The following is a 17,525-nucleotide window of genomic DNA, read 5'->3' on the forward strand; positions in this document are numbered from 1 at the left end:
CCGCCGCCGGGCCCCCCCCGGCCCTGCGGGCCGGATTCTCTATAAGGATGGCCTGCGGCCAAATCCCTGCGACCCCCGCGCCGCAGGCGCAATGCCTCTGCCCGAGAGTCCCCGGAACGCTCTTACCGGTGCGTCCGGGGAGACACGGCTTTCCCCGTTTGGCGCGCGGATTAGCTTTTTCGCTTTGGGGCCCGCGGATGGGGCTTTTGGGTGTCCGTCAGGTCCATCAGGTAATCGGTGCTTGTACCGTAAAAATCCGCCAGCGCGTCAATATGGCTTACCCGAATGCCGCCCCGCCGCTCATACCGGCCATAGGTGCCCTCGGAAACCCCGATGACCTCGGCGATTTTCTTTTGCGTCAGCCCCCGCTCCTTCCGAATCTCCGCCAAATGATGATAAACTTTCATAACGCCCTCCTTATGCCAAATAGGTATAATTTTATGTTATGACATACAGGTATAAATGTCAAGAATAAAATATGACATAATGGCATAAAGGGGGCGGAGGATATGAAAAACTTGCGGTATATCCGGGAACAAAACGGTCTGTCGCAGATCCAGCTCCAGATGAAAACCGGGATTGATCAGGCGATGCTCTCCCGATATGAGAGCGGAGAGCGTACCCCATCGGTAGAAAAGCTCCTAATTCTGTCCCGTTATTTCGGGACAAGCGTGGACTATCTGCTTGATTTGACGGACGAGCCGACCCCATATCCGCCGAAGAAGGCGGAGAGTTAGGTTTCACCCCCGGCGGGTGCCGTTGCGCGCCGGAGGAAACACTACGACTCAATTGTCCCCCCAGCCGCACTTGTAAGAGCGTTCCGGGGACTCTCGGGCAGAGGCATTGCGCCTGCGGCGCGGCGGCTGGCGGGATGCTGTAGGCTTGTTCGCTTATCCGTGACGGGGCGCCGCCGACTTTGGCCGAAGGCCAACCGGAGGCGGCGCGGGGGTCGCAGGGGCGCAGCCCCTCGTGCCCTTCTTTGGTTCCTTTCTTGGGCAAGCAAGAAAGGAACTCGCTGCCGGTCGACTACCGGCAACTCCGCCGCTCGATGAGCGGCAAACCTAAGTAGTGCCGCCGGGGCGGGACCCGGCAACTCCGCCGCTCAGTGAGCGGAAAATCTAAGAAGAAGCTGTGCCGCTCCCTGAGCGGCAAAAAAAGAAAAGCCCCCGAGAGCAGTCGCTCCCGGGGGCTTTTCACGTAAGAATCAGAAGTGGGGCCGCTCCACATAGGTGGTGTGGAGGATGCGGTGCGCGAGGTGGCTGCCGAACTCGCCGAAGTACTCCTCATAAATTTTGAGCAGCTCGGGGTTCTCATGGCTCTTGCGCAGGGGCTTCGCCTCGTCGGCGTCGTAGAGCGCCTTGGCGCGGAGCGCCTTGAGATCGACGAAGTTGCGGACGCTCGCGGGCTGGACCGGCTGGCCGCCGCCGTTGACGCAGCCGCCCGGGCATCCCATGATCTCGATGAAGTGGTAGTTCTTCATCCCCGCCCGGACCTGTTCCAGCAGCTTGCGGGCGCAGGCGAGGCTGGACGCGACCGCCACGTTGACCGTCAGGTCGCCGATCTGGTAGCTGGCCTCCTTGATGCCCTCGGTGCCGCGGACCTCCTTGAACTCGACGTCCTGGAGAGGCTTGCCGCCGACCCACTCGGCCGCGGTGCGCAGCGCCGCTTCCATGACGCCGCCGGTGGCGCCGAAGATGACGCCCGCGCCGGTGGATTCGCCCATGGCGGAATCGAAGTCCTCGTCGGGCAGGGCGGTGAAGTCGATGCCCGCGCGGTCGATCATGCGGGCGAGCTCGCGGGTGGTCAGCGAGATATCCACGTCGGGGATGCCGGAACCGGCGGCGTCCTCGTTGTCGCGGCGGACCTCAAACTTCTTGGCGGTGCAGGGCATGATGCCGACCACAAAGATGTCCTTGGGATCCCAGCCCATCTTCTGGGCATACCAGGTCTTCACCGTGGCGCCGAACATCTGCTGCGGCGACTTGCAGGTGGAGAGGTTGGGGATCATGTCGGGGAAGTAATGCTCGCAGTAGTTGACCCAGCCGGGCGAGCAGGAGGTGATCATCGGCAGCACGCCGCCGTTCTGGATGCGCTCCACCAGCTCGTGGGCCTCCTCGACGATGGTCATGTCGGCGGCGAGGTCGGTGTCGAACACCTTTTCAAAGCCCATGCGGCGCAGGGCGGCGACCATCTTGCCGGTGACGTTGGTGCCGATCGGCATGCCGAACGCCTCGCCGAGCGTGGCGCGGATGGAGGGCGCGGTCTGGACGACGACATGCTTGGTCGGGTCATGCAGCGCGCGCCAGACCTCCTTGGTCTGGTCCTTCTCATAGATGGCGCCGGTCGGGCAGACGACGATGCACTGCCCGCAGGAGACGCAGGCCACCTCGCTGAGGTTCTGCTCGAAGGCGCAGGCAATGTGGGTATTGAAGCCGCGCTCGTTGGGGCCGATGACCCCGATGCCCTGCCATTTGGAGCAGGCGGCGACGCAGCGGCGGCAGAGGATGCACTTGTTGTCGTCGCGGACCATGTGGACCGCGCTGTCGTCCTTGGGCCACTCGGGGTTGGAGCCCTCGTAGCGGTGCTCATCCTCGACCTTGAAGTCGTGGCAGAGCTTCTGCAGCTCGCAGTTTCCGCTGCGCACGCAGGAGAGGCACTCCTTCTTGTGGGTGGAGAGGATGAGTTCGAGGGTAATCTTGCGGGAGGCATAGACCTTTTTGGAGTGGGTGAGGATTTCCATCCCCTCGTTGACCGGGTAGACGCAGGCGGCCACGAGGGATTTGGCGCCCTTGACCTCAACCACGCAGATGCGGCAGGCGCCGATCGCGTTGATCTCCTTGAGATAGCACAGGGTCGGGATTTGGATGCCGGCATAGCGGGCCGCTTCCAGAATGGTGCTGTCTTTCGGCACGGACAAGGGCATACCGTTGATCTTTATATTAACCATTTCTTTTTCCATATCCAGGCACGCTCCTTTCTTACTTTCTCACAATCGCGCCGAACTTACATTTCTCGATGCAGGCGCCGCATTTGATGCACTTGGACTGGTCGATGACGTGCGGGTTCTTGACGGTGCCGGCGATGGCCCCGACCGGGCAGTTGCGCGCGCAGAGGGTGCAGCCCTTGCACTTGTCGGCCACGATCTGGTACTGGAGCAGGTGTTTGCAGACGCCCGCCGGGCAGCGTTTTTCCTTCACGTGGGCCTCGTACTCGTCGCGGAAATACTTCAGCGTCGAGAGCACCGGGTTGGGAGCGGTCTGGCCGAGTCCGCACAGCGCGTTCTCCTTGATGTAGTAGCAGAGCTCCTCCATCTTGTCAAGGTCCTCCATCTTGCCCTCGCCGCGGGTGATGCGGTCGAGCATCTCATAGAGGCGCTTGGTGCCGATGCGGCAGGGGGTGCACTTTCCGCAGCTCTCGTCGACGGTGAACTCGAGGAAGAACTTGGCGATATCCACCATGCAGTTGTCCTCGTCCATGACGATGAGTCCGCCCGAGCCCATCATCGAGCCGATGGCGAGCAGGTTGTCGTAGTCGATCTCAGTGTCGATGAGGGAGGCCGGGATGCAGCCGCCGGAGGGGCCGCCCGTCTGGGCCGCCTTGAACTTCTTGCCGTTCGGGCAGCCGCCGCCGATCTCCTCGACGATCTCCCGCAGGGTGGTGCCCATCGGGACCTCGACGAGGCCGGTGTTGTGGATCTTGCCGCCGAGCGCGAAGACCTTGGTGCCCTTCGATTTCTCGGTGCCCATCGAGGCGAACCACTCGGGGCCGTTCAAGATGATCTGGGGGATGTTGGCCCAGGTCTCGACGTTATTCAGGATGGAGGGCTTGCCAAAGAGGCCCTTGACCGCCGGGAAGGGCGGACGGGGGCGCGGCTCGCCGCGGTGGCCCTCGATCGAGGTCATGAGCGCGGTCTCCTCGCCGCAGACGAAGGCGCCGGCGCCCAGGCGGATGTCGATGTCGAAGTCGAAGCCGGTCTCAAAGATGTTCTTGCCCAAAAAGCCCATCTCGCGGGCCTGGTTCAGCGCGATCTCGAGGCGCTTGACCGCGATGGGGTACTCGGCGCGCACATAGATGTAGCCCTGGCTCGCGCCGATCGTATAACCGGCGATCGCCATCGCCTCGAGCACCGAGTGGGGGTCGCCCTCGAGCACCGAGCGGTCCATGAACGCGCCCGGGTCGCCCTCGTCGGCGTTGCAGCAGACGTATTTCTGTCCGGGGGGCTGGGCCTTGGCGAAGTTCCACTTGAGCCAGGTCGGGAAGCCCGCGCCGCCGCGGCCGCGCAGCCCGGAAACCTTGAGCGTCTCGATGACGTCCTCGGGGGTCATCTCGGTGAGGACCTTGCCCAGCGCCATATAGCCGTCGTAGGCGATGTATTCGTTGATGTCCTCGGGGTCGATCACGCCGCAGTTTCGCAGCGCGACGCGCTTCTGCTTCTTGTAGAAGTCGGTCTCGTCGAGGGATTTGATCTTGTCCTCGACGACCGTCTCGGTGTAGAGCAGGCGCTTGACGATGCGGCCCTTGAGCAGGTGCTCGTCGACGATCTCCTTGACGTCCTCCGGCTTGACGCGGGAGTAGAAGGAGCCCTCGGGATAGACGATGACTACGGGACCGAGCGCGCAGAGGCCGAAGCAGCCGGTCTTGACGACCTTGACCTCCTCGGTGAGCCCGGTCGCGGCGATTTCCTTTTCAAACTCTTCGATGATCTTTGCCGAGCCGGAGGACGTACAGCCCGTACCTCCGCAGCAAAGCACATGGGAACGATACATGGTGCGCTTCCTCCTTTCTTACAGCTTGCTGCCGGCGACCGCGCCGATGGTGTACTCCTGAACGACCTGCCCGTTGATCAGGTGCTTCTGGACGATCTGGGAAGCCTTTTCAGGGGTCATCTTGACGTAGGTGACCTTCTCCTTGCCGGGCTCGAAGACCTCGACGACCGGCTCGTACTGGCAGATGCCGATGCAGCCCGTCTGGGCGATGGTGACGTTCTGGAGGTTCTTTTTGGCGACCTCCTCGGTGAACGCCTGGAGCACGGGGCGCGCGCCCGCGGCGATGCCGCAGGTGGCCATGCCGACCACGACGCGGGTGTTGCCGCTGTCGTCCGCGCGGATGCCCATGTTGGTTTTGACCTTGTCCCTCAGAGCCTGAAGCTCCGCTAAGCTTTTCATATGTAAGATTCCTCCGTCCACAATGTGGTTGTGCGTCCTGCCGTCAGGACGCCTGCGTGTCTAAAACCTCCTGCGTGTTTTCGCGGATGAACGAGCCGATGAACCCGACCACCGACGGCTCCGAGAGGGGCACGCCGTCGAGCACCTGCCGGAATTCCCGCGTGTCGGCGGTGAACTCCCCCGCCCCGTGGCGGAAGGTGTAGGTGAAATCGATGTCGGGGTTGCACTGCACGAGCGAGGCGACGGTCGCCGCGATGTCGCCGAGCGGCATGCGGTCGATGTGGGTGAGGCCGAAGACCGCCGTCACGGCGGTGCCCCTCCCCGGCTCCGATTCGATCGAGAGGCTTCCCCCCGTCATCTCGGCGCCCATCTTGAGGAACGGCACCCCCAGCCCCACCCTGCGGGTGGTGCGGGTGGTGAAGAACGGGTCGGTGACCCGCCGCACCTGTTCGGGCGTCATGCCGCAGCCGTCGTCCCTCACGGTGATCGTGAGGGTGTCGGCGGCGGGCTGTTCGTCCACCGTGATCTCGATGAGCGAGGCGCCCGCGCGGACCGAATTCTGCGCGATGTCCAGCACGTTCAGCGAAAGCTCCTGCATGGCGTTACTGGTATTTGGCGAGGATGGTGTCGACGTCGTCGACCGTCAGGCGGCCGTAGACCTCGTCGTTGACCATCAGGACCGGCGCAAGGCCGCAGGCGCCCACGCAGCGGCAGGCGTCGAGGCTGAATTTCCCGTCGGGCGTGCACATGCCGGACTGGATGCCGAGCTTCTCCTGGAGCCTCTGGAAGATATCGCCCGAACCCTTGACGTAGCAGGCGGTGCCGAGGCACACGGAGATTTTGTACTGTCCCTTGGGGTTGAGGGTGAACTGGGAATAGAATGTCGCGACCCCGTAGATTTCCTCCAGCGGGATGTCGAGCCCGAGGGAGATCATCTTCTGCACCTCGATCGGAAGGTACCCGTAGATCTCCTGAGCGCCCTGCAAAACCGGCATCAGAGCGCCCTTCTGGCCCTTGTGCTCCTCGATCACCTTCTGCAGCCGCTGTTCCTGCTCAGCGGTGCCGGTGAAGGGGACCACGGTTTTCGTGTTCGCCATCTGTCTTACCTCCTTGGCATTGCCATACGCTCAGGGCGTACGGCACCATTATAGAATTGTTATGATTATAACAGAAAATCATAATGCCGTCCAGATGAATCCCCCTGAATTTTCGCAAAAACGCGACGTTTTTCATGACAATTCGACAAACCCTTCCGGACTTTTCCAATTCCCGACCCCTCCGCAGATTCCACAGCTTTTGACGGGGGATTTTGGCGGGCCGGTCATTGCGGCCCCGCTTGCAAAATGATATAATATTCAGGTATAGACCGACCGCTTTTCCGATTTCCGAAAGGAGCAATGGCCCATGACAGTCAGCGATATCGCCAGGATTCTCAAGGCCGAGGTCCTCTGCGAGGGGGACTCGATGGAAGCCGAGGTACATACCGCCTGCGGCAGCGACATGATGAGCGACGTGCTCGCCTATGTCAAGGACCAGAGCGTGCTGCTCACAGGGCTCGTCAACTCGCAGGTGGTGCGCACCGCCGAAATGATGGATATGGTCTGCATCGTCTTTGTGCGCGGCAAGCGCCCCGACGAGCAGATCCTCTCCCTCGCGCGCCAGCGGGGGATTGCCGTGCTTTCGACCCCCTACCGCATGTTTACCGCCTGCGGGCTGCTTTACGACAACGGCTTGAAGGGTGGCTGTGAAACCGATGTCTGATACGATCAACCTCACCTACGACGTCCCGGGCGACGACTTCACCCGCGCGGGCGAGGCGTCGAGCGACGTCAAGGGGGTCCTCAAGAAGCTGGGCCTCTCCCCGCAGGTGGTGCGCAAGGTCGCCATCGCCATGTACGAGGGGGAGATCAATATGGTGATCCACGGCGGCGGCGGGCAGATCACCGTCGAGGTGACGCCCGACGCGGTCACGATGCGGCTGGTCGACCACGGCCCGGGCATCCGGGACATCTCCCTCGCCATGCAGGAGGGCTGGTCCACCGCGCCCGAGGAGGTGCGCAACCTCGGCTTCGGCGCGGGCATGGGCCTGCCCAACATGAAGAAATACTCCGACGAGATGGAGGTCGTCAGCGAGGTCGGCGTCGGCACCACCGTCAACATGAAGGTGTACGTCGCCTGATCCGCGTCCCCCCGGAAAGGGGAACCTTTTGGCAGGGAGGCCGTCATGATGGATACCACGAACTTTTTCCACTCGGTGACCCTCGACCGGGACAAGTGCCACGGATGCATCAACTGCGTCAAGCGCTGCCCCACCGAGGCCATCCGCGTGCGCAACGGCAAGGCGAAGATCATCAAGGAGCGGTGCATCGACTGCGGCGAATGCATCCGGGTCTGCCCGCACCACGCCAAGCAGGCGATCTTCGACCCCATCTCGGTGATGGACAGCTTCGAATATAAGATCGCGCTGCCCGCGCCGAGCCTCTATGGGCAGTTCAACAACCTCGACGACATCGACCTCATCCTCGGGGCGCTGACCCTCATGGGGTTCGACGACGTCTACGAGGTCGCGCGCGCCGCGGAGCTCGTGAGCGACGCGACCCGGCGGTACATGATGCGCGAGGACATCAAGCGCCCGGTCATCTCCTCCGCCTGCCCGGCGGTGCTGCGGCTCATCCGGGTGCGCTTCCCCGAGCTCATCGACAACATCCTCCCGCTGCACCCGCCCATCGAGGTGGCCGCGCGGGTGGCCAAGGCGCGCGCCGCCGAAAAGACGGGTCTTCCGCCCGAAAAGATCGGCGCGATCTTCATCTCCCCCTGCCCGGCGAAGGTGACGGCGGTCAAGATGCCGCTGGGTACCGAGAAGAGCGCCGTCGACGCGGTGCTCGCCATCCGGGAGGTCTACCCCAAGCTGATCAGCCTCATGCGCAAGGTGCCCGCCTCGGTCGACATGGCGGGGGCCGGCCGGATGGGCATCGGCTGGGGCAGCAGCGGCGGCGAGGCCGCCGCCGCGCTCAAGGAGCGGTACCTCGCGGCCGACGGCATCGAAAACGTCATCCGCGTGCTCGAGGACCTCGAGGACGAGAAGTTCTACGACCTCGACTTCGTCGAGCTCAACGCCTGCTCGGGCGGCTGCGTCGGCGGGGTGCTCGGGGTGGAAAACCCCTACGTCGCCAAGGCCAAGCTCAAGCGCATCCGCAAATACCGCCCCGTCTCCTGCAACCACCTCGAGGAGGAGAGCCTCGCCCCCTACACCTGGGACGCGCCGGTCGAATACGAGCCGGTGCTCGAACTGGACGCGGACATCCGAACCGCGATGGAAAAGATGAAGATGATGCGGGAGATCGAGGGGCGGCTCTACGGCATGGACTGCGGGTCGTGCGGCGCGCCCTCCTGCAAGGCGCTTGCCGAGGATATCGTGCGCGGCTTCGCCACCGAGGAGGCGTGCATCTTCAAGCTGCGCGAGGAGATCCGCGGGATGGCCGAGGGGCTGCGGCGGCTGTCGAGCGTGATGCCCAAGGTCGCGGCGGAGGAAACCGAAGAAAAGGAATGACCGGGGGGACCAATATGACGGTAAAACAGCTGGCCGCGCTGGCCGGGCTCAAAATTCTCGCGGGAGAGGGTTCCCTCGGCCGGGAGATCGAAAGCGTCTACAGCTGCGACCTGCTCAGCTTTGTGATGGGGCGCGCCCCCGCGGACAGCGCGTGGGTGACGGTCATGGGCAACGTCAACGCGATGGCGGTGGCGCTGCTGGCCGACGTGGCCTGCGTGGTGCTCGCGGAGGGCGCGGCGCTCGACGACGACGCCAAAAAGAAGGCGGAGCAAAACGACATCGCGGTGCTCTGGTCGGAGAAGCCGGTCTTCGACGCCGCGCTGGACATCCACACCCGCATGGCCGGGGCCTAGCGGGAAGGCGATTTTGGGAGAGGGGGCGAGCCGATGCGTCCGGTGTTCTACGACCTGCATATCCACTCCTGCCTCTCCCCCTGCGGGGACATGGACATGACCCCCAACAACATCCTCAACATGGCGCTCCTGAAGGAGCTCGACCTCATCGCGCTGACCGACCACAACTCCTGCAAAAACTGCCCGGCGCTCATGCGCGCCGCCGAGGGGTCGGGCCTTGCGGTGCTGCCGGGCATGGAGCTGACGACCGCCGAGGAGGTGCACGTCGTCTGCCTCTTTCCCGCGCTGGAGAACGCGATGGATTTCGACGGGTATGTGCACGGCCGCCTGCCCGACATCGATAACGTCCCCGACATCTTCGGCGCGCAGCAGATCCTCGACCGGCGGGACGAACCCGCCGGCATCGAGCAAAAGCTGCTCATCAACGCGACGACGATCGAAATCTCCGACCTGCCCGCGCTCGTCAAGGGGTACGGCGGGTTCTGCTACCCCGCGCACATCGACCGCGCGAGCAACAGCGTGCTCTCCAACCTCGGGTTCATCCCGCCCGAATGCGCCTTCCGCACCCTCGAGGTCGCGGACCCGGAGGCGTTCTTCGCGGACGGGAGGAATCAGGCGTACAAAGAGGGGTACGCTATCGTTACGAGCTCGGACGCGCACTACCTCGAAAACATCTCCGAGCGGGAACACTGCATTCACCTCGACACGGTGGATTTTGAAGGGCTGGCGAAGCGCCTCGCATGAAAATGAAAAAAATCGAATGGATCATCCTCGCGGCGGTGGTCGCCGTGTGCGCCGGACTGGCGCTTTTCTTTTATTGGCCGCGCTCGGGCGACACGGTGGCGGTCATCTCGGTGGACGGAACCGCGCTCTACCGCATCGACCTCAGCAGGACCGCGCGGCCCTACACCTTCCGCATCGACCTCAGCAGGACCGCGCGGCCCTACACCTTCCGCATCGAGGAGGAGACGGGCAGACCCGTCTCCTTTGAGGTCGCGGACGGGCGGGTGCGCTTTGTCGAGGTCACCTGCCCCGACCACATCTGCGAGCGCACCGGCTGGTGCGGCGCGCCGGGCGAACGGGCGGTCTGCATGCCCAACCGTACCACCCTCGTCTGCTACGAGCGCGGGGAGCTGCCGCCCGACGACGGGGTCCGGTGGATCACCGAATCCGACCACCCCTAGACGACGCGCCTCCCGGACGGGACGGCTGCCGAAGGGCGCGGCGGGAACGCGGGCCGGGCGGAAAACCGCGCGGCTTCGCCGCGCGCGCGATGGCAGGGCCTTCGCGGACGCCCCGCCGGGGCGTCGTTTTCCGCCGCCCGGCCTTTTTCGCCGCGCTCAAAATTTGACGTTTGAACCGGCCGCCGGGCGGGAAAGCTAGAGGTAAGCGGTTCCCCCGAGCGCCCCTCCCCGCCGCACGGCCCGCGCCTGCGGTTTCTCCGAGCACCCCGCCTGCGCCAAAAGTTTTCGGAGGGGGTCCGGGGGGCCCCTTTTTCAAAAGGGGCCCCCCACCCCACCCCCAAGCGCTTTGAAGGGGTCCGGGGGGAACCTTCTCAAAAGTTCCCCCCGGTTGAAAAAAGGGACAAACTGTGATAGACTTTCCATAGGGGCGGGGACTGCCCGCCGGGACGACTGTCAAAGAAGGAGGCATTGCCATGGACGCGGTACAAAGGGTGATCGACTGGGGGATGGAGCGGTTCCGGGGCTTTTCGGTCCGGGACGTTGCGATCTTCAAGACCTGCCTGCTCTCGATCGGCACGCTGCTCGGGGTCTACTTTGTAAAGCCCCTCAAAAAGCTCGCGCCGGTGATCTGGTTTGTGGCGATTGCTTCCTATGCCTATCTGATCTGGAGGATGTTCTTTGCCGATGAACAACAGTGACCCCGACCGCAAAATCATAGACTTCGATAAGATTAAACGCCGGGAGCAGAACCGCCACCGGGCGCGCCGCCGCGCGGGCTGGATCACCGCTGCGGTGATTGCGGGGGCGGTGCTGATCGTTGGCGTTTTTCTGTTTATCCAGTTCCGCGAGGCGGTGGAGGACAAGGGCTTCTGGCAGAACTTCAACTCCGCCGCAGTCGCCGCGCTTTGATTTCCGACGGAAAGAATGGACCGCAGATGAAGAAAAACAGACTGTATACCCTGCTCGCGCTGCTTGTGATCCTCTTCTGGGGGACGACCTTCGTGTCGACCAAAATTTTGCTGACGCGGCTCTCCCCCGTGCAGATCATGCTGCTGCGCTACCTGATAGCCTATGCGGCGCTGCTCGTCATCCATCCGAAATTTCACCGCCCGGAGGGGCTGCGTCAGGAGCTGTGCTGCATCGCCGCGGCGCTCTGCGGCAGCACCCTCTATTTTCTGGCGGAAAACACCGCGCTCTCCTATACGCAGGCCTCCAACGTGAGTCTGCTCATTTCGGCCGCGCCCATCCTCACGTCGGTCGTGGCGCACCTCTTCACGCGGGACGAGCACCTCACCCGCCACGCGTTCTACGGCTTCTTCCTCGCGATGGCGGGCATTTTTCTCGTCGTCTTCAACGGGCGCTTCGTGCTGAAGCTCTCCCCGGCGGGCGACCTGCTCGCCCTGGCGGCCGCCCTCTCGTGGGCGTTTTACACGGTCATCCTGCGCAAGATCGACAGCCGCTACCAGCCGGTCTACATCACCCGGCGCATCTTCTTCTATTCGATCGTCACCATGCTGCCCTGCCTGCTCTTTGACAGCACGCCCTTCGACCCGGCGGTGCTGCGCCTGCCCGAGGTGTGGGGGAACCTGCTCTTCCTCGGGGTGGTGGCCTCCTCCCTCTGCTACGTGCTTTGGTACCATGTGGTCGGGCGGCTCGGCGCGGTGCGCGCCAACAACTTTGTCTATCTCAACCCGCTCGTCACGATGCTCGCGTCGATCGTCGTGCTCCACGAGCGGATCACCCTGCTGATGCTGGCCGGCGCGGTGCTCATTCTGATGGGCGTCATGATCGCAGAGGGGACCTTCCCGCGCAGGAACCAGCCCCAGCCCGCCAATACGCCGTAAGGAGGGCGCGCTTTGGACAAACAGAAGATCAGGGGCTACTGTATCGTCTCGGCGTTTACCGTGGTCCTCTACCTCGCGCTGAGCAATATGGACCGCCTGACGGGGGCGCTGCGTGTCGCGGGCGGCCTGCTGGCCCCCTTTTTTGTCGGCGTGGCCATCGCTTTCATCCTCAACAATGTGATGGTCCTCTTTGAAAAGAAGGTCTTTTACCGGCTCGCGGAGGGGAGGAACCCCCGCTCCGCCCGGATGGTGCGGCCGCTTTCGCTCGTGTCCACCTACCTGGTCACCTTCGCCGCGTTCGGCGTGCTGCTGTGGGTCGTCGTGCCGCAGCTGGCGGCGAGCGTCGTCACGCTCGGCAACAACATCCCCGCCTACCTGGAATCCCTCCGGGTGCTCGGAAACCGGCTGCAGGGGGAGCTCACCCTGCCCGCCGAGGCGCTCGAGCAGATTTCCGCCTGGTTCTCCCAGGCGGCGGACGTGCTGCTCAACTTCCTCGTCGACTTTGTCCCGCGGATGCTCGGGTACGTCGTCTCGTTTGGCGGCGGCATCGTCACCTTCGTCATCGGGATCATCGTTTCCATCCACCTGCTGATGAGCAAGGAAAAGCTCCTCTCCCAGGTCGGCCGCCTCGGGCGCGCCTTCCTGCCCGAGCGGGCCGCCGGATGGCTGGGCGGCGCGGCGCGGGTCTCGGTCGAGACGTTCGGCAACTATGTCTCCGGCCAGCTGCTGGACGCGATGATCGTCGGGATCGTGAGCGTGATCGGCCTTTCGATCTTCCGCTTCCCCTACGCGATGCTGATCGGCGTCGTCATGGGCGTCACCAACATCATCCCCTTCTTCGGGCCGTTTATCGGCGCGGTTCCGGGAGTCTTCCTCCTGCTCATGATCGACCCCCTGCGCGCCCTGTGGTACATCCTCTTCGTGGTCGTCGTCCAGCAGGTCGACGGCAACATCATCGCCCCCAAGGTGATCGGCGGCTCGGTCGGGCTGCCGCCGCTGTGGGTGCTCTTCGCCGTGACGATCGGCGGCGGGCTCTTCGGGGTGGCGGGCATGATCCTCGGGACGCCCGTCTTTGCGATCATCTATATCCTGCTCGGGCGCGCCACCCGCGCCCGGGAGGCGCGGCGAAACGCCGACGGATAACCGACGCTTCCAAAGGGGCCGGGACGCGACGCGTCCCGGCCCCTTTTTGAAATAAAAATAAATATAATTGAAATAAAACTTAATAATATTAAAATTTATATTGACATTATCAAAAAACGAGTTATAATAACATCAAAAGGAGGGATACCATGGCAGGAAGCATACCGACAAAGTGCCCGGCCTGCGGGCAGGAGATGCGCGTCTGCCTGCTGCGCTGCCCGGCCTGCAATACCGAGGTCGCGGGGGATTTCCCGCTCGGGCGGTTCGCGCGGCTGACGGAGGAGCAGCTCCACTTTCTCGAGACGTTCATCCGCTGCCGGGGGAGCCTCAAGGATGTCGGGACGCGGGTGGGCGTCTCCTATCCCACCGCGCGCAACCGCCTGGACGAATTGATCCGGGCGCTGGGCCTTTCCGAGGAAGCAGACACCGAATCCGCCCGCAGGCTGGAGATCCTGAGCCGGCTCAAGGAGGGCGAGATCACCGCCGAAGAGGCGTTAAACCTGTTACAGGGAGGAACGAACCATGAATGAAGAACGCAGAATGATTTTAGAGATGCTCCAGGAGGGCGCAATTTCGGTCGAGGAGGCGGAACGCCTGATGGAGGCGCTGCCCGCCGAGGAGTCCCGCCAGCTGACGACCGCCGCGCCCGCCCGCGCGGGCGTGTCCCCCAAGCGGGTGGTCGTGCTCGTGACCGAGAACGGCAAGCAGAAGGTCAACGTGCGCGTCCCCTTCTCGCTCGTGCGGGTCGGGCTCAAGATGGGCAAATCGATCGGCGCGATCAGCCTCAAAAGCGCCAAGGACGACCCGCAGGCGCAGCAGGCGCTTGACATCCTCAACAACATCGACGTCGACGAGCTGCTCGCCAGCATTGACGACGGCGAGATCACCCTGCCCTACGCGATCGTCGACGTGGACGACGAGGATTCGGGCGACCAGGTGCGCGTGGTGCTCGAATAGGCGAAGACGGACGGGCACGGATAAACCGGGCGCCGGCCCCCCGCGGGGGGCCGGCGCCCGGTTTCATTTCCGCGGCCCCCATGGGCCCCGGGGATGGATAGATACGCCGCGCAATGGCGCGCTTTTCAGGAAATCCGCGCGAGGCGGGCGCTCAGGCGCGGAGCGTGGCCGCGATCAGGCTTTTGTGGTCGCCCTTGGCCAGCTCCTTCACCTTCTCCAGGTCGAGCCCCATGGCGGCGGTGATGCGCTCGCCGTAAGCGGGGTCCGCCCAGTAGCAGTGGACGGCGTGACGGTATTTGACGTTCTCGGTGACCGGCTCGATGTTGCGCGCGGTGTTTTCGATGAGCAGCGCGCGCTTATCCTCCGTCATCACCCTCCACAGGTCGCCGCCCGCCCGGAAGCAGTCGTCGGTGGGGTCGTCCTGCGGGTCGTAGGCGTACATCGCACCCGAGAGGTCGAGCGGCGGCTCCATCACATCCGGCTGGGCCGCCCATTCGCCCTGGCTGTTGGGGGAGTAGGCGGGCGCGGCGCCGTAGTTGCCGTCGGTGCGCATGAACCCGTCCCGGTGGTAGTCGTGGACCTCCACCTTGGGCCGGTTCACCGGGATCTGGTTGTAGTTCACCCCGAGACGGTAGCGCTGTGCGTCTCCGTAGACGAAGAGCCTGCCCTGGAGGAACTTGTCCGGCGAAAAGCCGATGCCGGGCACCACGTGCGCGGGGGTGAAGGCGGCCTGCTCCACCTCGGCGAAGTAGTTTTCCGGGTTGCGGTTGAGCTCGAGCACGCCCACCTCGTGGAGGGGATATTCGGCATGGCGCCAGATCTTTGTGATGTCGAAGGGGTTCTCGTAGTGCTTAAGGGCCTGCTCCTCGGTCATGATCTGCACGTACATCGTCCAGCGCGGATAGTCGCCCTTCTCGATCGACTCAAAGAGGTCGCGGCCGTGGCTCTCGCGGTCCTTGGCCACCAGCGCCTCCGCCTCCGCGTCGGTCAGGTTTTTGATGCCCTGCTGGGTCTTGAAGTGGAATTTGCACCACACCCGCTCGTTCTTCGCGTTGTAGAGGGAGAAGGTGTGCTCCCCGAAGAAGTGCATATGCCGGAAGGTCGCGGGGATGCCCCGGTCCGACATGACGACGGTGGTCTGGTGGAAGGTCTCGGGCAGCAGCGTCCAGAAGTCCCAGTTGTTCTGGGCGGAGCGCAGGCCGGTGCGGGGGTCGCGCTTGACGGCGCGGTTGAGGTCGGGGAAGTTGTGAACGTCCCGGAGGAAGAAGGTGGGGGTGTTGTTTCCGACCAGGTCCCAGTTGCCCTCTTCTGTGTAGAACTTGACCGCCACGCCGCGGATATCCCGTTCGGCGTCCGCCGCGCCGCGCTCGCCGGCCACGGTGGAAAACCGGATGAAGAGGTCGGTCTTGGCGCCCGGCTGGAGGACCTTCGCCCTTGTCCACTGGGAGATGTCGTGGGTGACTGTAAGATTGCCGTAGGCGCCCCAGCCCTTGGCGTGCATCCGCCGCTCGGGGATAACCTCCCGGTCGAAATGGGCCAGCTTTTCCAGCAGCCACACATCCTGTAACATTACCGGCCCGCGGGGTCCCGCCGTCAGGGAGTGTTCGTTCTCCGCAACGGGAGCGCCCACCTCGTTGGTCAGCTTTTTATTCTCCATAATATGCACTCCTTTCATTAATTGATATCGGTTACTATTCCTATGATTTCATCTTATCACAGTTTCTCCCCGGAAACAAGGAAAAATTCTCCTGACGCGAAAAAAGTCGATTGCTGCTGCCCGGGCCGCTCAGAAGGGGCGCGCCCCATAGACGTTACCCGCCCTGCGGACGAGCTCCTCCATCAGGGCCTCCATCCTGGGGACCGCGGGGTGCGCCTGCAGCCCGTACTCCGCCGTCAGCCTCCCCAGCCGCGGGAAGGCGAGCCAGGTGCTGCCGGCCTCGTCCTCCCACACGGAGATGCGCAGCGGGAGCTCGAGGGAGACGCTCTGGTCGGCCTGCATCAGCGCGGTGCCCACGCTGGGGGAGCCGAAGACCAGCACGGTGGTGGGGCGCAGCTCCAAGCCCGCCTCGCGGGCGTTCTGCGCGTGGTCGTACTTCGCGAAGAGGGGCACGCCCTTTTCCCGAAGCGCCTCCTCCAGCCGGGACACGGTGTCCGCGGCGGGGAGCTGCCCCTCCAGCAGGAAGAGCTTGTTGTCGTCGTAATTGGTGGAGAGCAGGTCCCCGAAGGCGCCGGCGATCCGCCTGCCCAGGTTGGTGAAGTCCACCCCTTCCCGGTTGGCCATCAGGGTCACGCAGACCAGCTCCTCCGAGTGGGTGAACCGGCTGAGGAAGGAGGAGAACCCGGGCACCGAGCCCTTGATGTCCATCAGGCCGCGGTGCTTGTAGAACTGCCAGCCCGCCGCCGGGACCTCGCGGCCGTCGGGCAGCTTCCAGGGGGCGTAGACCAGCGCCCGGTTCTCCGGCTTATGAATCAAAACGGAGCCCGCGAGGCCGATATCCCAGAAGGAGATGTCCTGCGCGGAGGCCCAGATGTCCGAAAAGCCCCGCAGCGCGGAGGAATCCTGACGGCGGACGGCGGCGCCTTCGCCGTCGTAGCTGGCGGCGGGCTCGGTCGGATCGATGTAGAGCCGGTCGGCCTTGAAGAGCTGGTGGACGTTGTCCGTCCGGCCCACGTCCTCATGCGGGAACCCGTCCAGGTCCTCGGCGAACCCGGTGCGGCGCAGCCCCAAAAAATCGATCTGCCGTTTCGTGACGAAGTCGTGGTAGCTCATGCCGCTGATCCGCTCCACCATCTCGGTGAGGAGAAGGAAGTTGGTCGCGCTCTGCTCCACCCGGGTGCCGGGCCGGAAGGAGAGCGGCCGGCCGGCGACCAGCGCGACCAGCTCGGAAAAGCTCCACCTGCGGTAGGGGCAGAAGCCCTCGGCCCCCCGGATGTCCGGCAGGCCGGCGGCGTGGCGCAGGAGCTGCCTGGCGGTGACGTTCCGCCACGTTTCCGGCAGGTCGGGCAGGCAGTTCCCGGCGGGCGCGTCGAGGTCGAGCGCGCCGTCCTCGAAGAGCTGCATCACCGCCACGGCGGCAAACGCCTGGGAGATGGGGCCGGCGGGCCACATTGTGTTGGCGGAGGCAAGGCGGCGCTGCTTTTCGTCGGAGAGCCCGTAGCCCACCACCCGGGGGATGTAGGGCGCCTGGACGATGGCGAGCGTCAGGCCCGGGATGCCCTGCTCCTCCATAAAGCGCCAGACCATCTCGTCCACGGTCCGGCCCAGGTAAGACGTGTCGGCGCTGCCGCGCATCTTCATGGTCTCATGTTCGCGTGTATTCATCTGGTAC

Annotated in this window: 21 protein-coding genes; 13 read left to right on the forward strand and 8 right to left on the reverse strand. The window is 64.1% G+C overall.

The window, feature by feature from the left end:
* Positions 1-170 precede the first annotated feature (170 nt).
* Positions 171-407 carry a helix-turn-helix domain-containing protein gene (locus tag NE609_RS08885; protein ID WP_256152314.1) on the reverse strand — a complete coding sequence of 79 codons (237 nt, stop codon included), beginning with the start codon at positions 405-407 and terminating at the stop codon, positions 171-173.
* A gap of 102 nt (positions 408-509) precedes the next feature.
* Between NE609_RS08885 and NE609_RS08890 the strand changes: the two genes are divergently transcribed.
* Entirely contained in the window at positions 510-737 is a 228-nt protein-coding gene (locus NE609_RS08890; protein ID WP_121586314.1) for a helix-turn-helix domain-containing protein, read from the forward strand.
* Positions 738-1,204: 467 nt separating this feature from the next.
* Here the strand turns inward: NE609_RS08890 and NE609_RS08895 are convergent, their stop codons facing one another.
* Genes NE609_RS08895 through NE609_RS08915 form a run of 5 tightly spaced genes read right to left on the reverse strand, consistent with a single transcriptional unit; the run spans position 1,205 to position 6,262 of the window.
* Entirely contained in the window at positions 1,205-2,959 is a 1,755-nt protein-coding gene (locus NE609_RS08895) for an NADH-dependent [FeFe] hydrogenase, group A6 (RefSeq protein WP_256152315.1), read from the reverse strand.
* A 19-nt stretch (positions 2,960-2,978) separates the two neighbouring features.
* A complete protein-coding gene (locus NE609_RS08900; RefSeq protein ID WP_121586315.1) occupies positions 2,979-4,766 on the reverse strand; it encodes an NADH-quinone oxidoreductase subunit NuoF in 1,788 nt (595 codons plus the stop codon).
* Positions 4,767-4,784: 18 nt separating this feature from the next.
* A complete protein-coding gene (locus tag NE609_RS08905) occupies positions 4,785-5,165 on the reverse strand; it encodes a ferredoxin (RefSeq protein ID WP_101553075.1) in 381 nt (126 codons plus the stop codon).
* Between the two features lie 43 nt (positions 5,166-5,208).
* Entirely contained in the window at positions 5,209-5,763 is a 555-nt protein-coding gene (locus NE609_RS08910; RefSeq protein WP_121586316.1) for an ATP-binding protein, read from the reverse strand.
* A 4-nt stretch (positions 5,764-5,767) separates the two neighbouring features.
* The gene (locus NE609_RS08915; protein ID WP_101553073.1) at positions 5,768-6,262 is read right to left on the reverse strand and encodes an NAD(P)H-dependent oxidoreductase subunit E; all 495 of its coding nucleotides are present in this window, start codon (positions 6,260-6,262) and stop codon (positions 5,768-5,770) included.
* Positions 6,263-6,569: 307 nt separating this feature from the next.
* Between NE609_RS08915 and NE609_RS08920 the strand changes: the two genes are divergently transcribed.
* The 12 genes from NE609_RS08920 (at position 6,570) to NE609_RS08975 (ending at position 14,196) form a co-directional block, all read left to right on the forward strand.
* Complete coding sequence (locus NE609_RS08920; protein WP_101553072.1) at positions 6,570-6,926, forward strand: DRTGG domain-containing protein; 357 nt, start codon at positions 6,570-6,572, stop codon at positions 6,924-6,926.
* Positions 6,919-7,344 (forward strand): ATP-binding protein, encoded by a 426-nt coding sequence (locus NE609_RS08925; RefSeq protein WP_121586317.1) that lies wholly within the window; start codon positions 6,919-6,921, stop codon positions 7,342-7,344. Before NE609_RS08920 ends, NE609_RS08925 begins: the two co-directional genes overlap by 8 nt.
* 48 nt (positions 7,345-7,392) lie before the next feature.
* Entirely contained in the window at positions 7,393-8,715 is a 1,323-nt protein-coding gene (locus tag NE609_RS08930) for a [Fe-Fe] hydrogenase large subunit C-terminal domain-containing protein (RefSeq protein ID WP_101553070.1), read from the forward strand.
* 14 nt (positions 8,716-8,729) lie between these two features.
* Entirely contained in the window at positions 8,730-9,068 is a 339-nt protein-coding gene (locus NE609_RS08935; protein ID WP_256152316.1) for a hypothetical protein, read from the forward strand.
* 33 nt (positions 9,069-9,101) lie between these two features.
* Positions 9,102-9,812 (forward strand): PHP domain-containing protein, encoded by a 711-nt coding sequence (locus NE609_RS08940; protein ID WP_121586318.1) that lies wholly within the window; start codon positions 9,102-9,104, stop codon positions 9,810-9,812.
* Positions 9,809-10,252 carry a NusG domain II-containing protein gene (locus NE609_RS08945; RefSeq protein ID WP_256152317.1) on the forward strand — a complete coding sequence of 148 codons (444 nt, stop codon included), beginning with the start codon at positions 9,809-9,811 and terminating at the stop codon, positions 10,250-10,252. Before NE609_RS08940 ends, NE609_RS08945 begins: the two co-directional genes overlap by 4 nt.
* Before the next feature lie 473 nt (positions 10,253-10,725).
* Positions 10,726-10,950: a hypothetical protein gene (locus NE609_RS08950; protein ID WP_256152318.1), complete on the forward strand. Its 225-nt coding sequence runs from the start codon at positions 10,726-10,728 to the stop codon at positions 10,948-10,950.
* A complete protein-coding gene (locus NE609_RS08955; RefSeq protein WP_101553065.1) occupies positions 10,937-11,161 on the forward strand; it encodes a hypothetical protein in 225 nt (74 codons plus the stop codon). The genes NE609_RS08950 and NE609_RS08955 overlap by 14 nt, the downstream gene beginning before the upstream one ends.
* A gap of 26 nt (positions 11,162-11,187) precedes the next feature.
* A complete protein-coding gene (locus NE609_RS08960; protein WP_256152319.1) occupies positions 11,188-12,096 on the forward strand; it encodes a DMT family transporter in 909 nt (302 codons plus the stop codon).
* A gap of 12 nt (positions 12,097-12,108) precedes the next feature.
* A complete protein-coding gene (locus NE609_RS08965) occupies positions 12,109-13,239 on the forward strand; it encodes an AI-2E family transporter (RefSeq protein WP_121586323.1) in 1,131 nt (376 codons plus the stop codon).
* 149 nt (positions 13,240-13,388) lie between these two features.
* Entirely contained in the window at positions 13,389-13,769 is a 381-nt protein-coding gene (locus NE609_RS08970) for a DUF2089 domain-containing protein (protein WP_199724016.1), read from the forward strand.
* Positions 13,762-14,196: a hypothetical protein gene (locus NE609_RS08975; RefSeq protein ID WP_101553062.1), complete on the forward strand. Its 435-nt coding sequence runs from the start codon at positions 13,762-13,764 to the stop codon at positions 14,194-14,196. The genes NE609_RS08970 and NE609_RS08975 overlap by 8 nt, the downstream gene beginning before the upstream one ends.
* A gap of 151 nt (positions 14,197-14,347) precedes the next feature.
* Here NE609_RS08975 and NE609_RS08980 read toward each other — a convergent pair whose 3' ends face one another.
* Together NE609_RS08980 and NE609_RS08985 are read right to left on the reverse strand one after the other, a co-directional pair.
* A complete protein-coding gene (locus NE609_RS08980) occupies positions 14,348-15,853 on the reverse strand; it encodes a catalase (protein ID WP_101553061.1) in 1,506 nt (501 codons plus the stop codon).
* A 129-nt stretch (positions 15,854-15,982) separates the two neighbouring features.
* Entirely contained in the window at positions 15,983-17,518 is a 1,536-nt protein-coding gene (locus NE609_RS08985; RefSeq protein ID WP_256152320.1) for a serine hydrolase, read from the reverse strand.
* Positions 17,519-17,525 lie beyond the last annotated feature (7 nt).

Origin of the sequence: Anaerotruncus sp. DFI.9.16 (assembly GCF_024461615.1) — a bacterium.
GTDB classification, from domain to species: Bacteria; Bacillota; Clostridia; order Oscillospirales; family Ruminococcaceae; genus Anaerotruncus; species Anaerotruncus massiliensis.

What these genes read in the sequence shown, in the direction of transcription:
- NE609_RS08950 (WP_256152318.1), top strand. Translation starts at nt 10,726, where the DNA reads ATGGACGCGGTACAAAGGGTGATCGACTGGGGGATGGAGCGGTTCCGG.
- NE609_RS08885 (WP_256152314.1), bottom strand. Translation starts at nt 407, where the DNA reads ATGAAAGTTTATCATCATTTGGCGGAGATTCGGAAGGAGCGGGGGCTG.
- NE609_RS08970 (WP_199724016.1), top strand. Translation starts at nt 13,389, where the DNA reads ATGGCAGGAAGCATACCGACAAAGTGCCCGGCCTGCGGGCAGGAGATG.
- NE609_RS08900 (WP_121586315.1), bottom strand. Translation starts at nt 4,766, where the DNA reads ATGTATCGTTCCCATGTGCTTTGCTGCGGAGGTACGGGCTGTACGTCC.
- NE609_RS08935 (WP_256152316.1), top strand. Translation starts at nt 8,730, where the DNA reads ATGACGGTAAAACAGCTGGCCGCGCTGGCCGGGCTCAAAATTCTCGCG.
- NE609_RS08955 (WP_101553065.1), top strand. Translation starts at nt 10,937, where the DNA reads ATGAACAACAGTGACCCCGACCGCAAAATCATAGACTTCGATAAGATT.
- NE609_RS08960 (WP_256152319.1), top strand. Translation starts at nt 11,188, where the DNA reads ATGAAGAAAAACAGACTGTATACCCTGCTCGCGCTGCTTGTGATCCTC.
- NE609_RS08930 (WP_101553070.1), top strand. Translation starts at nt 7,393, where the DNA reads ATGGATACCACGAACTTTTTCCACTCGGTGACCCTCGACCGGGACAAG.
- NE609_RS08895 (WP_256152315.1), bottom strand. Translation starts at nt 2,959, where the DNA reads ATGGAAAAAGAAATGGTTAATATAAAGATCAACGGTATGCCCTTGTCC.
- NE609_RS08915 (WP_101553073.1), bottom strand. Translation starts at nt 6,262, where the DNA reads ATGGCGAACACGAAAACCGTGGTCCCCTTCACCGGCACCGCTGAGCAG.
- NE609_RS08940 (WP_121586318.1), top strand. Translation starts at nt 9,102, where the DNA reads ATGCGTCCGGTGTTCTACGACCTGCATATCCACTCCTGCCTCTCCCCC.
- NE609_RS08890 (WP_121586314.1), top strand. Translation starts at nt 510, where the DNA reads ATGAAAAACTTGCGGTATATCCGGGAACAAAACGGTCTGTCGCAGATC.
- NE609_RS08975 (WP_101553062.1), top strand. Translation starts at nt 13,762, where the DNA reads ATGAATGAAGAACGCAGAATGATTTTAGAGATGCTCCAGGAGGGCGCA.
- NE609_RS08910 (WP_121586316.1), bottom strand. Translation starts at nt 5,763, where the DNA reads ATGCAGGAGCTTTCGCTGAACGTGCTGGACATCGCGCAGAATTCGGTC.
- NE609_RS08980 (WP_101553061.1), bottom strand. Translation starts at nt 15,853, where the DNA reads ATGGAGAATAAAAAGCTGACCAACGAGGTGGGCGCTCCCGTTGCGGAG.
- NE609_RS08905 (WP_101553075.1), bottom strand. Translation starts at nt 5,165, where the DNA reads ATGAAAAGCTTAGCGGAGCTTCAGGCTCTGAGGGACAAGGTCAAAACC.
- NE609_RS08925 (WP_121586317.1), top strand. Translation starts at nt 6,919, where the DNA reads ATGTCTGATACGATCAACCTCACCTACGACGTCCCGGGCGACGACTTC.
- NE609_RS08920 (WP_101553072.1), top strand. Translation starts at nt 6,570, where the DNA reads ATGACAGTCAGCGATATCGCCAGGATTCTCAAGGCCGAGGTCCTCTGC.
- NE609_RS08945 (WP_256152317.1), top strand. Translation starts at nt 9,809, where the DNA reads ATGAAAATGAAAAAAATCGAATGGATCATCCTCGCGGCGGTGGTCGCC.
- NE609_RS08985 (WP_256152320.1), bottom strand. Translation starts at nt 17,518, where the DNA reads ATGAATACACGCGAACATGAGACCATGAAGATGCGCGGCAGCGCCGAC.